General features: G+C 34.1%; 13 protein-coding genes. 6 read left to right on the top strand and 7 right to left on the bottom strand.

Going from position 1 to position 14,727, the window contains the following annotated elements:
- The first annotated feature begins 8 nt into the window (after positions 1-8).
- The 6 genes from QWT87_RS06815 to QWT87_RS06790 all read left to right on the top strand — a co-directional run bounded on the left by QWT87_RS06815 (position 9) and on the right by QWT87_RS06790 (position 6,239).
- Positions 9-728 (top strand): DNA alkylation repair protein, encoded by a 720-nt coding sequence (locus QWT87_RS06815; protein WP_302715072.1) that lies wholly within the window; start codon positions 9-11, stop codon positions 726-728.
- 56 nt (positions 729-784) lie between these two features.
- Positions 785-1,453 (top strand): hypothetical protein, encoded by a 669-nt coding sequence (locus tag QWT87_RS06810; protein WP_185208029.1) that lies wholly within the window; start codon positions 785-787, stop codon positions 1,451-1,453.
- Positions 1,454-1,468: 15 nt separating this feature from the next.
- Positions 1,469-3,520: a hypothetical protein gene (locus tag QWT87_RS06805; RefSeq protein ID WP_302715070.1), complete on the top strand. Its 2,052-nt coding sequence runs from the start codon at positions 1,469-1,471 to the stop codon at positions 3,518-3,520.
- Complete coding sequence (locus QWT87_RS06800; protein WP_302715067.1) at positions 3,520-4,749, top strand: hypothetical protein; 1,230 nt, start codon at positions 3,520-3,522, stop codon at positions 4,747-4,749. The genes QWT87_RS06805 and QWT87_RS06800 overlap by 1 nt, the downstream gene beginning before the upstream one ends.
- Before the next feature lie 15 nt (positions 4,750-4,764).
- Positions 4,765-5,103: a DUF6122 family protein gene (locus QWT87_RS06795; RefSeq protein ID WP_302715065.1), complete on the top strand. Its 339-nt coding sequence runs from the start codon at positions 4,765-4,767 to the stop codon at positions 5,101-5,103.
- 65 nt (positions 5,104-5,168) lie between these two features.
- Positions 5,169-6,239 carry a calcium:proton antiporter gene (locus QWT87_RS06790; protein ID WP_076393978.1) on the top strand — a complete coding sequence of 357 codons (1,071 nt, stop codon included), beginning with the start codon at positions 5,169-5,171 and terminating at the stop codon, positions 6,237-6,239.
- A gap of 31 nt (positions 6,240-6,270) precedes the next feature.
- On the opposite strand, the gene QWT87_RS06785 is transcribed toward QWT87_RS06790, so the two are convergent.
- The 7 genes from QWT87_RS06785 to QWT87_RS06755 all read right to left on the bottom strand — a co-directional run bounded on the left by QWT87_RS06785 (position 6,271) and on the right by QWT87_RS06755 (position 14,669).
- Positions 6,271-6,651, bottom strand: a complete 381-nt coding sequence (locus tag QWT87_RS06785) for a group III truncated hemoglobin (RefSeq protein WP_302715061.1) — start codon at positions 6,649-6,651, stop codon at positions 6,271-6,273.
- Between the two features lie 711 nt (positions 6,652-7,362).
- The gene (locus tag QWT87_RS06780) at positions 7,363-7,797 is read right to left on the bottom strand and encodes a hypothetical protein (protein ID WP_302715058.1); all 435 of its coding nucleotides are present in this window, start codon (positions 7,795-7,797) and stop codon (positions 7,363-7,365) included.
- A gap of 178 nt (positions 7,798-7,975) precedes the next feature.
- Entirely contained in the window at positions 7,976-9,007 is a 1,032-nt protein-coding gene (locus QWT87_RS06775) for a DUF2931 family protein (protein WP_302715056.1), read from the bottom strand.
- A 17-nt stretch (positions 9,008-9,024) separates the two neighbouring features.
- Entirely contained in the window at positions 9,025-10,971 is a 1,947-nt protein-coding gene (locus QWT87_RS06770) for a phospholipase effector Tle1 domain-containing protein (protein ID WP_302715054.1), read from the bottom strand.
- Between the two features lie 75 nt (positions 10,972-11,046).
- Positions 11,047-11,445: a hypothetical protein gene (locus QWT87_RS06765; RefSeq protein WP_185208045.1), complete on the bottom strand. Its 399-nt coding sequence runs from the start codon at positions 11,443-11,445 to the stop codon at positions 11,047-11,049.
- Between the two features lie 325 nt (positions 11,446-11,770).
- Entirely contained in the window at positions 11,771-12,061 is a 291-nt protein-coding gene (locus tag QWT87_RS06760; protein ID WP_185208047.1) for a toxin-antitoxin system YwqK family antitoxin, read from the bottom strand.
- 31 nt (positions 12,062-12,092) lie between these two features.
- Entirely contained in the window at positions 12,093-14,669 is a 2,577-nt protein-coding gene (locus QWT87_RS06755; protein WP_302715049.1) for a hypothetical protein, read from the bottom strand.
- Between the last annotated feature and the right edge of the window lie 58 nt (positions 14,670-14,727).

Genomic DNA, 14,727 nt, shown 5'->3' with positions numbered 1-14,727 from the left:
ATTATCAAATGATTGAAATTTTAAAAGAAATAAAAGAAGCTTTAAATGAGCTTTCAATTCTGGAAAAAGCAGATTCTTCTGCTAAATTTTTCAAAAACGGAAAAGGAGAATATGGAGAAGGCGATTTGTTTTTAGGGATAAAAGTTCCAGATCAGCGTTCTGTTGCAAAAGAATTCTATGCCAGAATTTCGATGGAGGAACTCAGCAAATTACTGTCTTCCCAATATCATGAACACAGATTGACAGCTTTATTCATGTTAATTTCTAAATTTGAAAAAACAAAAGATAAAGCGGTAAAAGATGAAATTGTTGAGTTTTATCTGAATCATTTACAACACATTAACAACTGGGATCTGGTAGATTCAAGCTGTTATAAAATTCTGGGACGCTATGCTTTTGAAAATCAGAAAGATGAATTACTGAGAACGCTTTCGGATTCTGAAGAAATGTGGCATAAAAGAATTGCTGTTGTGGGAACGATGCATTATGTAAAAAAGGGATCATTTGATCTTACCAAAGACTTCGTTACCAAAAATCTGAAACACACTCATGATCTGATGCACAAAGCCAACGGCTGGCTGCTTCGCGAAATGGGAGAAAAAAACGAAGCAGAATTAATTAATTTCCTGAATAAACATTACAAAGAAATGCCCAGAACCAGCCTTCGGTATGCTATTGAAAAACTGGATGAGAATCTGAGGCAGGATTATCTGAAAGGCAGAATTTAAACATCTGGTCTGTCTAAAATTTTACTTAAATTTGAAAATTATTTAAAAACTCAAATATGAAAAACATTATGAAACAGTTGCTCTTACTATTGCCACTGTTGCTTCTTACAAGCTGTTTTGATATTTTAGACAAAATCAACGTAAAAGCAGACGGCAGCGGAGAATATTCGCTTATTCTGAACGCCAGTAAAAGCAAGACACGATTGGCTTCCATCTCGAAAATGGAAACAATTAATGGTAAAAAAGTTCCGAAAAGACCTGAAATTGAAGCTAAAATTAATGAAGCGGCAAGAATTTTCAAAGCAACTCCCGGAATTTCGAATGTGAAGACTTCAATGGATTTTGATAACTACATTATCAAATTAAGCTGTAATTTCAAAAAAATCGAAAACATCAATGCCGGACTCCAACAACTGAAAGCAAAAAACATCGTTGGAAAAATGGTTCCGGTAAAGCTTTACAGTCAGAGTCCGGAGAAAAAAACATTCACGAGAAATAAAGTGAGTAGTTTTAAAAACGATTACGACAGGATGAGCAAAGCAGATAAGGAAATCTTTAACAATGCGAAATATACTTCCGTAATGCAGTTTGAAAATACCATAAAATCCCAGACCAATAATGCTTACCTGCTTTCTCCGAACAAAAAAGCAGTAAAACTGGAAGCCAATATTCTGGATTTTATCCTTCAGAAAAAACAATTACAAAATACCATTCTCTTTCAATAATTTCAATCAATAATCATGAAATCTATTTTACAAAAAACACAAATTTTATTTCTACTTTTTGCTTTCGGTTCCATCTTTTCACAACAGAAAATGAAGCTTCCGAAAGACGTTCTTTTTTACATGGAAATTAACGGAAAGCAGCTTAACCAGAAAATCAACTGGCAGAAACTGAATCCTTTTCTGCTTGAAGTAGCCAAAGAAGATAAAGAAAAACAGGCTTCGTGGAACGATTATTCCAAAACCGGAATAAAGTATGATGCCACACAATATCATTATGCCGTTTTTAATGATTCTGTAAAAACCTATACGGCTCATTTTCTTTTGGATAACAAAGAAAAGTTTCAGGAATTCATTAATTCATCCAAGAAAAAAGGACTGGAAATTTCGAAACGAAACAATTATTCTTACGTTAATCTAGATGATGAAATGTTCGTTGCATGGAATGATAAGCAGGCAGTTTTGAAGCTCATCGGTTATGAAAAACCCTCTGCTGAATGGAATGATGAAATGATAGCAGACAGTGCAGCTGTAACAATTGACAGTGCAGCAGCGGCTGTTATGGACAGCGCAGCCGTTGCGGTTGACAGCGCATATGTAGAAAAAGCATTCGATTACAAGGAAGAGATTAAATATCTGAAAGATGATATTCAATATCTAAAGGAAGACATTAAAGAATATCAGGCTGAAATTGCCAAGAAAGAAAAAGATATTAAATATCTGGAAAAGCATCACAAATATCCTGAAGAAGAAAAAGATTCCAGCGACAAAAATTATTCTGAAAAGGAAAGCGAATACACACTTCCGCATATGGAGGAAGAAATGGATGAGGAGACGGAAGAAGACAGCATTTACCAGAAACAGATGGATTCTCTGAAGATCGAAAAGTTTAAGATCACCAAAAAACTGGCGGAAAAGGATTTTGATGATTATTTTAATTCTACACTGGAACTTGATGTTTCGAAAGACATCTTATCTTTCCGGGACGGTACTTCTGATGTTTTTGTATATACGGATTACGGAAGAATTGTAAACAACGGAGCATACGGTAAAATTATGAGCCACTACCCTTTCGGAAATCTTATGGGGAAAGCATACAATTCCAATTCTTCTTATAATCTGTATTTTGATAACGATAAAGTAAGAATGGTGAATAGTTATCAGCACAAAAATGAAGCGGTTCAGAATAGCCTCAATTCAGTTTACAAAGGGAAAAAGAATAAAAAACTGACGGCTCTCATCAAAGATAAAAGCATCGGATATTACGCTATTAATGTAGACGGAAATAAATATTTTGATGTGATGTACAGCCTGTTGAAAGATTCCGGAGAAGGCGATTATCAGAAAGAAATGGAACTTGTAATGGAAACCATGAAGATTGTTCTGGATGAAAAGGCCATTACCAAGATCGCACCCGGAAACGGAATTTTCGTCCTTAACGAACTGAAATCCAAAACCGTAGAATACACCGATTATGAATACGATGATGATTATAATGAAAAGGAAGTGAAGAAAACTAAAGAAATCGCTGTTCCAAATTTCACGTTTGCTTTTGCTACGGAAAATGAAGGGTACTGGAACCGTATTTTCGATATGATGACCACAAATAAAGTGACGGCTAAGAAATTCTCTAAAAACGGAGATTTCTATGCTTTCAGCGAAGGAAAAAATGACGGATATTTCGATAAGTTATTCTTTACGGTAAAAGACGGAATTGTCTACGTAACGACCTCAACGGATAATATTTCATCTAAAAACCAGTCGGAAATCTCTGAAAAATGGGCAAAAGATTCGGCGAAATATCCTTTGTCGGGAAGATTTGACATTCAGAAACTAATGGTCGGACTTGAGAAAGAGTTTAAAACTCCGTCGGAAAGAAAAACACTGGATCTTCTGAAGAAAAATATGGGCGAATTGTATTTTAAAACAGAAGCCAAAGGAGAAAAGATAGAAACGGAAATTAATTACAACATTAAAAATGCTTCGGAAAACAGCTTAATGTATTTCTTTGATGTAATTGATGAGGTGTATAAAATGAAGGAATCTGATAAAAAGCCGGCTATTTTATAATGAAAAAGAAACTTTTTGCCTTAGCTTTTTTGCTTCTTGCCGGAACTGTTTATTTCGTGTTTTATTATCAAAAAGATACGAAGATTTTTTCTCCGAAGGAAGCCGATGCTATTATTCTGGTTGATACAAAAAAGCTGACAAGAGAATATGTTTACAGTCTTGCAGGACATCCTTCTTTATGGTTTGAAAGCAAAGGAAAAAACAAAATATCTTTTAAAAAATCGGGAGTGAAAATTCCCGATTTTTTGCAGGTTTTCCATCTGAAAAATTCAAAAGTTTCGAACTGGTACAGTGTTTTTGAACTGGAAGACAGGAAGACTTTTTTGTTGTTTCTGAAACAGCAGAAGTTTACGGATCTGGGAAATCAGATGTTCAGGAAAGATTTGGTTTTTATTAAAATTTGGGGGAGAAATTGCATTGTCGGAAGTTCCAGTGATGATTTTGAGCGAATTAACAACCAGTTATTTCACAGTTTTCAGGCAAATCTTTTTGATGCAGACGCGCTCGTTACCAATGGATTGGGAAGTATTATTCTGAACACAAAAAAGGGCAGCCACAATCTTTCTGTCGAATTAAGACACGATGAAATTGAAATCAGAAATCAGTCTGATTCTTACGATCCCTCTCCTGTTATTTCAAAACTATTGAAGACCGATTCTTTTTTAGAAACAAAACTGGATGCTGAAAATATTAAAAACTTCTCCTCTATTTTTGATAAAACGTTTGCAGATTCTTCATCCATTAATCAGATCAAAGCTTCTGTACATCTGGAAGAGGTGAATGACACAATCATTACCTACAGCTACGATGATAATTTTAATGAAGTTGAAAAGAAAACGTTCCAGAAGATCATTCAACCGAATTATATCATTGATTTTCAAAGCTTAAACCCTGAAAAGACAAAGCTTTATTTTCAGAATAAAAAATGGATCAATGGACAGAACCAGTTTACGGCAATTCCATTTCAGCCTAACCTCATCACTCAGCAAAGCAAAGGTTTTGAGATAAAATCTACAAGAAAACCTGTTCAGCAGTCTTTCAATCTGAATGAAAATTATATTTTTGTAAAAAATAATCCGTTATTGCTGTCTTTTTTAAAAACATTATCATCTAAGGAAAAGAAGATGATTTCCGATATTGATTATATTTTTTATGGAAACAGAGATCAGGATTATTGTTTGAAAGTACAGTTTAAAAAAGATGACCTTCCTTTGATTTTAAGGTGGTAAAAAATTTAAAATTCAATGGATGCTTCGCATATTGCCTTACTGAAAACGTTCACGCATTACTTCCTTCATTTCGTTTTTCCCGTATTTATTGCTTTACTGTTTTACAGGGAAAACTGGAAGAAAGTGTACCTTATTCTTCTGGCAACGATGTTGGTAGATCTGGATCATCTTTTTGCAGATCCTATTTTTGATCCTAACCGCGGAAGCATCGGTTTTCATTTTTTACATTCTTACTACGCCATTGCGGTGTATTTTATCATGCTTTTTTTTAAAGGAAATACAAGGATTATAGCAATCGGACTTCTTTTTCATATGTTTACCGATTTTCAGGATTTTTATTTCTGGAATCATTAAAATACCATTAATATTTTCTTTTGATATTTCAAAAGTCATCGATTTTTTGTATTTTAGGAACAGTTATGAAATTGAAAGACTTTTTACATTATACGTATATTTTTCCCATTCTTGCAGTTGGTTATTATTTTTCCGGACTCATGGGAACGGGTGTTTTGTCTGATGTAATTGCCGGAATTTTATTAACAGGCAGTGTTTTATCCGCAGTGCATCACGCGGAAGTGGTCGCACATAAAGTAGGCGAACCTTTCGGAACTATTATCCTTGCGCTGTGTATTACAATCATTGAAGTGGCGCTGATTATTTCGCTGATGGTTGCGGGAGGAGATCAGGCAATCACGCTTGCAAGAGATACGGTTTTCGCCGCGGTGATGCTTATTCTCAACGGAATTTTAGGAATCTGTATTTTGGTGGGCGGCGTGAAATATTACGAACAGTTTTTCGCAAGAACTTCCGCCACAACTTATCTGGTTAGTATTGTTTCCATCCTGATTTTGACTTTGGTTCTTCCGAATTTCACGTCCAGCGTAAACGGACCTTTTTACAATCAGGCACAGTTGATTTTTGTTTCAATTGCCTGTTTGGTGATTTATGGTGTATTTCTGATGGTACAAACGATTCGTCACAGAAATTATTTCATCGTTCCTGAGGAGCAATCTGAAGAAAATTATATTCCTTCGGTTTCAAAAACGGCAATCAGTTTTACTTTTCTGGTGATTTGTCTGGCGATTGTTGTGATGATGGCAAAAGGACTTTCTGCCACAATTGAAAATATGGTGCAGAGTTTAGGCGCTCCAAAATCTCTGGTCGGAGTCATTATCGCGGCGGTTGTTCTGCTTCCGGAAGGTGTTGCGGCGATCCGGGCGGCTCGAAGCAATCAGATCCAGTCGAGTTTAAATCTTGCTCTGGGTTCTGCTTTAGCAAGTATCGGACTTACCATTCCTGCGGTTTCTGTGGTTTGTATCCTGTATGATATTCCGCTGGTTTTAGGTCTGGATAAGAAAGATATTATTCTGCTGTCGCTTTCTGTTTTTATCGTGATGCTTTCTTTAAGCCGCGGAAAAACGAATATTCTCTACGGAACGGTTTTATTGGTAAACCTTGCAGCCTACATTTTCACGGTAATTGTACCTTAATCTGAAACATTAAACGCAGAACATTAAACCATTAAAGTCTTCTCGCCAAATCCATTTTAAAAGCCATTAATTTGGCAATATTTTCAGATTTGTAAATTGCCAGATCTGCATTTTCGCCCACAAAATTTTCTTCAACCGTTGTTTTCCAGAGATTCAGCCAACGATGGAAATGGTGCTGTTCCATCGCCTTAATTTCATTGATCGGAAAATGAACGCCCATCGGATTTCCTTTATAGGACATCTGCCCGAAAAGAATGGATTCCCAAAATGAATACATCTTCGGCAAATGACTGTCCCAGTTTACTTTAGCAATATCATTAAAGAAAAAGCCAATCACCTCATCCTTAACAACTTTAGCATAAAATGAATTTACAAGATGTTCAATATCTTCTCTTGATTCTAATTTTTTCATACACCAAAGTTAGCATAAAATTGGGTTGGAATGTTTTGTGGCTGGGTTGATACATTTCAGGTGTGGGATTTTGTTTTTTATGAGAACAGTATTCAATTTTCTGTAAGTCAGATTAATTTGTTATTTGATAAGAAGCATATTTCCATCCATTCGTTTTTTATTAAAGATTCGGTAAATAAATTTTTCATTTTAATAAATTTGAATCTAACAATATCTTCCCGCTTCATATTCCTGAATGTAATATTCGATCGTATTGTCGGAACCAAATTCTATAATTTCTCCATCAACATTTTTGACTAAAAAAGGAACATTTCCAACTAATGTATTATACTTTTCATCTCTTGTCTCATAAAATTCTTTGCTTACATAAAAAAAATCATTCCATAACTTTTTTTAATAGTAGCTTCTTTAAAAAGAGAAAGTTTAATCCCAGATTTTTTACCAGATTTATAAATATGATCTTGAGCAATCCGGGTGATTACCCATTCTGTTAACATAAGTTGTTTTACTGTTTTTACGATTTCAATTTACGAAAAACAAAAAGATTGCCTCTTTTCTGAGACAACCTATTTTGTTCTTATTTATTTTTTTAGATTCAATAAATCTCTAATTCTAAGAATTAAAAATAAGAGTAATAAAACTGTATTAAAAATATATAGGTAATTCTCATGGTTGTTATATTTCTGATTGTAATAAAAAAGTTCAGAAATATTAGACGTTAAATTTAAATAAATCAAGAAATAAAAAAGAAATGCTTAAATAAATATATTTTTTTAAACTACTTCTAAAAAATAGAAAATAAAGAAGCAAAAAACTATTTAAAGGTAATGCTAAAATCCCCCAAGAAGAGTTAATATCATTCCAATGAAATATATTTATACCAAAAATTAGCAAAAGTGTCCAAAAGTCAATCTCTTGTTCTACATGCTGATTTTTTCTTTGCACTAAGAAAAAAATAATATAAATAATGGCTAGGATTATTGTATGGATTTTAATCCATCGTTTTACCACCTCATAACATTCTGTAAATCCATCGCCACAAAATAGTCCGTAATCTATGATATCACTTAAGTAAATATATCCGAAATAAGCAGTAAAGCCTGCTGACAAGATCAATAAAATAAATAAAAACTGTTTTTTTCTCATTTGTTTTTAGAAAATAGCAAAGCAATATTAGCTACTTATGTTTTATTTTTGAGGGCTGTAATTTCGGCTTGAATTGAGCATTAGTTTCTCAATGGTATAGTTTTCAGAAAGTAGATGATTTATAGAAAGTGGTCAATTAACACTAGAAGTTGGATTGTCAATCCTACTTATTTTCCGATTAAGGCATAAAATATTCTACTTCTGTTGCGTAATTATATTCATTATTTTTTTTCTCTTCTGCTGTTGGTTGTTTATTCCTAAATTTTAGTATTTTTTCTTTTGTCTTATTCGTTACTAAATAAAGCGTAGCATCTCGATCATTATCATCAATCTCTAAATTAAAAATAATTATCTTTAGCTCTTTTTTTTCTACAAAACTTCTAAAGCTTTTTGGCATAACAAATTTTGAACAATAGAAAGTTTTTTTTGCTTTATCTCGCCATCCCAATTCAAACTCAACGGGTAATTTTCTACGGAATTTTTCATATATACCTATCCCTTGTTCGAATGTTCCGTCTAAAGAAGTAAAACTAAACCCAACCTCACGTTTATTAGGTTTATTAAAATCAAAATAAATATCATATTCCCTTTCATTATTAGCCCATGCTTCATAAGGGATTCCATGATGCTGCCAGTAGCTGTAAGTATTACCCCATGTTTTAAAATCTTTTGTTTTTAAGCCAGCCCCTACAGTTTCATCTTTATAGCCATTCAAGTGTCCTTTTGCTACTTCTAAATTTACATATTCATCTGCCTTTTCATCCAAAGCTTGAAACCAAACCCGTATCCAGCCTCCAGGTGCCATACCTACCACCAAATGCCCTAAATTGTCTTCGTCATCAAGATTATATTCATTAAATAAATCCCTTATTTTTTCTTGTGGGAGTAGTACTTTTCCTTTAAATCCTTTACCATCTACAACACTGTAATAGTCTATATACACTTCTTTTGGTACATCTTTCCATTTCTCCCCAACTACTGCACCATAGCTCTGTCCCCAACCAGGAGCAATGCTTGTATTACTTCCGTTTCCGGCATTCCCAAAATCTACATTCCCCGCTACAGGATAATACTTGGGGGCGGAAATTCCCGCCTCCCAACTGTATTTTTTTTTGTTACAAGACTGTAAAAGGCTAAGACTTATCATAAGTATCCAAATTAGGAATGTAGTATTCCCTTTTATAAGGCGGATCTGTATATTCTTTTTCATAGGTAAAGTCTTGGCTATTACACATAAGCAAAATTATAATAATCTAATGCATCTGCTAAAGGAGCATTGAAATTTGCAGATAAATGTACAAAATTCTCCATAAGATAGTTGTTCATTTCAGATGAAATATGATAACGTCCCTTTTCATCAATAAGATTGGAATAGGTAACAACTTTTCCCTCTTTGTTTACCCAGCCATCCTCTGCTACTTTTTTTAGCAATTCATAATATGTTTTCAGATCTTTTTCTTTCCCATCTCCTGTGGGATAAATATATTCTTTAGGGTGCTTTGTTTTACTTTCAGGCAGTGTAAACGGTACATCAGCATAAGTGGAGGCAATATATTTCATTATATTCATATAGACCATGGATAGTTTGTTATTCAATGGACGTTTAGAAAGAAGCTTGTGATGGTATCCTTGTAGCTTATAATGCCATTCTCCGTCAGTTTTATACCAATCATTTCCCATGAAATCTTTCTCCAACAAGAGATATTTTGATTTATTGATATGAGACTCTAAATCTTCATCCATACTTCCGCTTAATGTGTAAGCCCTGACATGATGCATTACTTCCCAGTACAGTATGGTCTGATCATCTGGGCAAAGCTTTTGAGAAATATACCAGTTACGCAATAATTCTTTCTGCTGTTCCAACTTTTGTTTTTCAGAAATACTTGCACCCACTCCTAAATCAAAAAAATGTAAGGTACAAAGCTCTTTTTGTATTTGCCAGTATGCCCCACCGACATCTGAATGTGCTCCCAAAATACCAATTTCTTTTGCATGGGTAGTATTCAAAATAGGTCCTATGGGTGTAATGGGAAAGTTATCTCGCCACTCGGTTTCAGCCTTTAGCTGTAAAATTTTTTTAATATTAGGATTGGACAGATCTGGGTTTACTTTCTTTATTCTGCTTATACCCTCTACAGCTGCACCTATTACAGGCTTTAGCTTTATAGGACTCAATGCTACTGCCAATACTTTTGTAATAGGATTTCTCGTAGCGCCTATAATTCCTTTTCTTTCGAGCATCTGAGAAATTACCGTGTCAAATAATCCCAAAAACTCGACATTCACATTGTATTTTGGATAATTAATTCCCTTTTTTTGAAGGATATTGCCCAAATGTCCCCCTATAAAAATATCTCTCTCAGGTGCATTGAAGCGTTGTACCACTCGGGTATTATCCTTTTCTACTTTATACGCATCTTTTTTGTATTGTTGGATACTTGGAAGACTGTTTTTTATTTTCTCATACTTTTTAGCGGCTGGTCGTTTAATTTCTGTAATTGGCATATTTCCACCGCTTCCCGGATTTTTATCTTTTCCTATTTTCAAAACTTCGTTACTGAAATGTCTTGCCGCTGCAGCACCTCGGATGAATCCGAATACATCAAACTGAATAGATATAATCCCTAAAGGTTTATGGGTAATTTTTTGCCTTGCTGAGAACAATTTTACTATCTCATCAGCAATATTCTGACACGCCTGCTCCACTCTGGATATCATACCTCGTTCTCCTTCGCCCATACCGGAACCCACCATATCATCTTCTTCATCCCGTAATGTGCCAATGCCTTCTATATAAAATTTCAGATGAAGACTTTGAAATTTTACATCTTGTTCCCACTTTCTTTTTTCTTCATATAAATCGTGAAGAAGTGCAATATTGGAATAGGTATTCCAATAGCTGCTCCCCGATTCTATTACAAAACTTTTAAGATTCCTAATTTTTTTTATTTTATCTTGTTCCAATGGAGGTTTACTATACTTTGGATCATAATATACTGTATCGGAGTTATATCTATTATTTCCTGTCCCATCAAAGAATACCCCAATACGAAGTTGTACTTTTTCTGTTTTTTCAAATGCTTTATATTTTCTTTTGTTCGTTCCATATGGATCAACATCCGCCACCCCGATATCTGCAAGGTTTCTAATTCCTGTATTTCCTGTTTCCATTTTTGTTAATTTTAAATGTTAGTAAGAAAGAAAGCGGAGGTTTCCCACCACTTTCAAAACAAAGTTTAACCGTTGTTATACAGGTTTTATAATTGTACTTGGCAACGTGGTCGCTCCATCACTATGAGCCAACTGCGCCTCTGTATCCAATTTGAAGCTTGTTTCAAACTCAAGTTCATCACGGTTTTCACAATTTTCCGGATAATCTTCACGGAACAGTGGAAGCGGATGCAGCGGATCAACCGGTAATCCTGTAGAAGATGCCTGAAGAATCGTAAGGGTTGTAGGAACTCTTGTGATCCAGTATTTCCCTTGCGGTTTTCCTTGTGGCTGTCTCATCTCATCCACGATAGACATATACATAGGATCGCCAATCACAGGAACGGCACCTCCGTTCCAGATAATTCCTGTTTCCATAAAGAACTGTACAGCCGCTTCAAAGCCCGGTTTTACGGTAACGATAATTCTCGCCATGCTTATTTGGCATAAAAAAACGCCACCTTTTTACAAGTGGCGTTAGGTTTGTTTATCTGCTCCGAAGTTACAAACTTCGGAGAGCGGGTCATTTTCTCTTTTGAAACATTCTGAAAAAATCAGATGTTCAAATATACTTTTTCTTATAAATTCTTCTAAAAAGAATCATTTGAATTCTGCACCAAAGCATTCGAATTTCGCTGTCTTTTTTTCAGAAGCTTATTTGTTTCTCAAAACCCTCTGTTTTTTCATGGGGTTAATAGAGGGAGCCGCAGTTAATACGACAAAACGTGTCGCGTTTTATTTTTTATCTATTATATTCTTATCAGAAGGATGCCATCAAATTACCATTTTCATCCCATTTTTTATAAGTCCCGTCGTATTCTACGTTGTTATGGGCTTTGTATTCTGTGTATTTTTTACCGTTTTTATGATAAGATCTGAACCATCCTTCCTGATATCCGTCTTTATATTCCTCTTCGCAAAAAAGCTCGCCAGTGTCATAATATCGTAAAACAATACCTGTAAAAGGGCTGCCATTGTGATAATATATAGGAACTCCTCCGCCGTCTAAACGGTTACATGTTAACTCGCTTTCTTTTATTTTTAATGCCATGATTATTCGATTAATGTATTATACAAATTTATTAAAATCCCATGAATCTAATTCCTGAGGTTAAATAATAACAATGGACACATGGAGGTTGTAATTTATCGGCAATTCTTAAATATCTGTTGTATCCGATAATATCATGAAAGACTGCTTCTCCCAGTTTTCCTTCAGGATCAATAGTCGTTAACAGCCTATCTAATGCTCTGATCTCTCCATGAGACCCCATTGCACCAGCCCTTAATATGTCAATTTCTTCAGCAGGAACCCCTTTCATTTTTAAACGGGCAATATGCTTTTCCAACCTTATTTTAAGAGTAGGGTGGATATTATCAATGAAGTTTTTATATACTTCACCTTTTCCTTTTCCTATTTCTGCTTTCAAAAAATTGGTTTCAGTTGAAATATACCTTATTCCATTTTTTACATAAATGAAACCACTTATCATTGTTTTTTCGAAAATAACACCAGCATCGAAAGTAGAAAGAATTTTGGCAGCATCTATATTCACCTTTTCTACGAGGCTTCTACCCCAATCCCCATATTTATTATAAGCTTCTGCTTCAGTAAGTAAATCTTTTAAATTGCTTGTAGGATATATTTTACCATATGTAAGAAGTTCTTCAGCTGCTTTAATAAATTCCTTTGGGTTATCAAGGTGCTTCAACAGCTTGTTAGCCTCTTTATAAAACTCGGATTTTTGGGCTCTTGTAATTATTTCACCTTTATATACTATAGCAATCTCATTATTAACTTCTTCTACAACCTTATTTTTTACAATTCTTTGAGTCTTGAACTGTCCTTCTATTAGGAACATGCCATATTTATTTAGCATTTTTGATTTAGCTTCGTTTACAAGACCTCTTGTTGCATCTATTAATTCCTTGTTTGTCAGGAGTACCTTAAATGTATTTTTGGTAAAGTTAGAAATTTCTCTTTCAAGCATTACTTTTACCATGCAGCTCATTACAAAATTCTTTATTTCTGCTCTGGTTTCTTCGGCTAATATCTTTCCCCCTATTTTGTATAATTGTTGTACTACGGCTGTTGTAGCTGTTGCATAACCTGCTGTTTTATAAATTTTCTCCCATATATCCAGAAATTCTTTCGTTAGGTTATCTTTGGCTAATTGAATTCCCAAATCTCCTAAGGCGATGGCTCCGTCTACAGCTACTAACATTCCCCAAAATGTAATAGAGCTGGCTCCTTCAGCAGCTAATAAACTTGTTCCAAGGGTTTCTACAGCTAATGCAATCGCCAGCATGTTTATCCCAATTCTGATTGCATTGGCCAGTCCTTCCATGTTTTTCTGATGCTCTTTATCATAGAGAAACAATGCAGGTACAAATAAGAGACTTTGAGTTTCTTCTTCTATAACAATAACAATATCTAGTGGATTTAGTTTTATTGCTCTTGTTGTAACGGTATTACTACCAATATCCATGATAACACTTCCGGTATCTATTAATTGTTCGTCTGTAATATATTTTTGTTGAACATAGTATTTGTTTTTATCCTCTTTTAGATTGGACTCTATTTTTTCCAGACTTACAAAAGATTTTTTTCCAACTGAAAAAAGATGATTAGTAAAAGTGAAATTATCTTTTGCGATATGAGAGAATGAATTAATGATACTTATAAAGGCCATTTTACAAGGAACCTCCTGGCCCATAAAAGCTATCTCATCATCCAAAGCATGGTAGAGGTTAACTACAAAACTTTGGTTTTTATTGAATTGTTGCATCAAAAATGAGATTCGTTGAGGAGTGTTAAATGCAAATAATGCTTTCATTAACGCAGGACTGGCATCTCTTACAAAGCTGAAAAAACCGTTTACATCATAGCTGTAAAAAGAACAAATGTTTTTCCATAAAACTTCAGGTTTTAAGCTGGATAATGTGAAATCAGGGGCGTTTTCATATAACCAAATAAGTTGTTTAATATCTGTAGTCCTTTCAATTAATGGAATATATTTGTTGTTAATTAATTGTTGAAACCATTCAGGGGTATCTCCTTGGATTTCTTTGATTAAGTAATATATATCCGTAATGTTTTCACTGAAAAACATAATGCCAACATATTTATCATTAATGCTAAATGCATTTTCTGAAGTTGTTGATTGTACAGAATTCCGATAATGTTCTGTATTTTTATAAAAGTATGCTGCCTTACACTTAATTTGTTCTTGGTTGCTGTCAATTTGAAAAGATATTGATATTGTACTGTCAATATTATCTATTTTTCTATTGATACCACAGCTAATCGATGTTGTAATTTTCTGTTTATAAGAGTTGATATAATAAAAAGGAATTGTCTCATTAACTTTTCTCTTTACATCAACCACACCATCTGTACCAATTACAACACTTTCATTAATTATTTTTGTTGGGGCAATAAAGTTTGTCCAGTCTAAAGGTTCTTCTGTGCCAGTCTTCAAGTATTTAACTATCTTAGAAAAATCAATTTTTTCATTTCTTTCTAATCCATAAAAATCTTCTGAATATTTACCAGATTTTTTTTTTTGTAGCCCTAGCGGAGGAATAGCTTTTATGACTTGAGATGGAGAGGAAATATCCTGTATTTTTGGAACTTTTAATGCTTTTATTGTGCTCATCTTTTTAGTTTTTAATGTTATGAGAAATAAAATGGCGGTTAGTCCGCCATTTTGTTAA

Origin of the sequence: Chryseobacterium urinae, from assembly GCF_030518295.1 — a bacterium.
In the GTDB taxonomy this organism is placed as follows: domain Bacteria; phylum Bacteroidota; class Bacteroidia; order Flavobacteriales; family Weeksellaceae; genus Chryseobacterium; species Chryseobacterium mucoviscidosis.
Note: the sequence above shows the minus strand (reverse complement) of the source record. Positions and strands in the feature narration are given on the sequence as shown.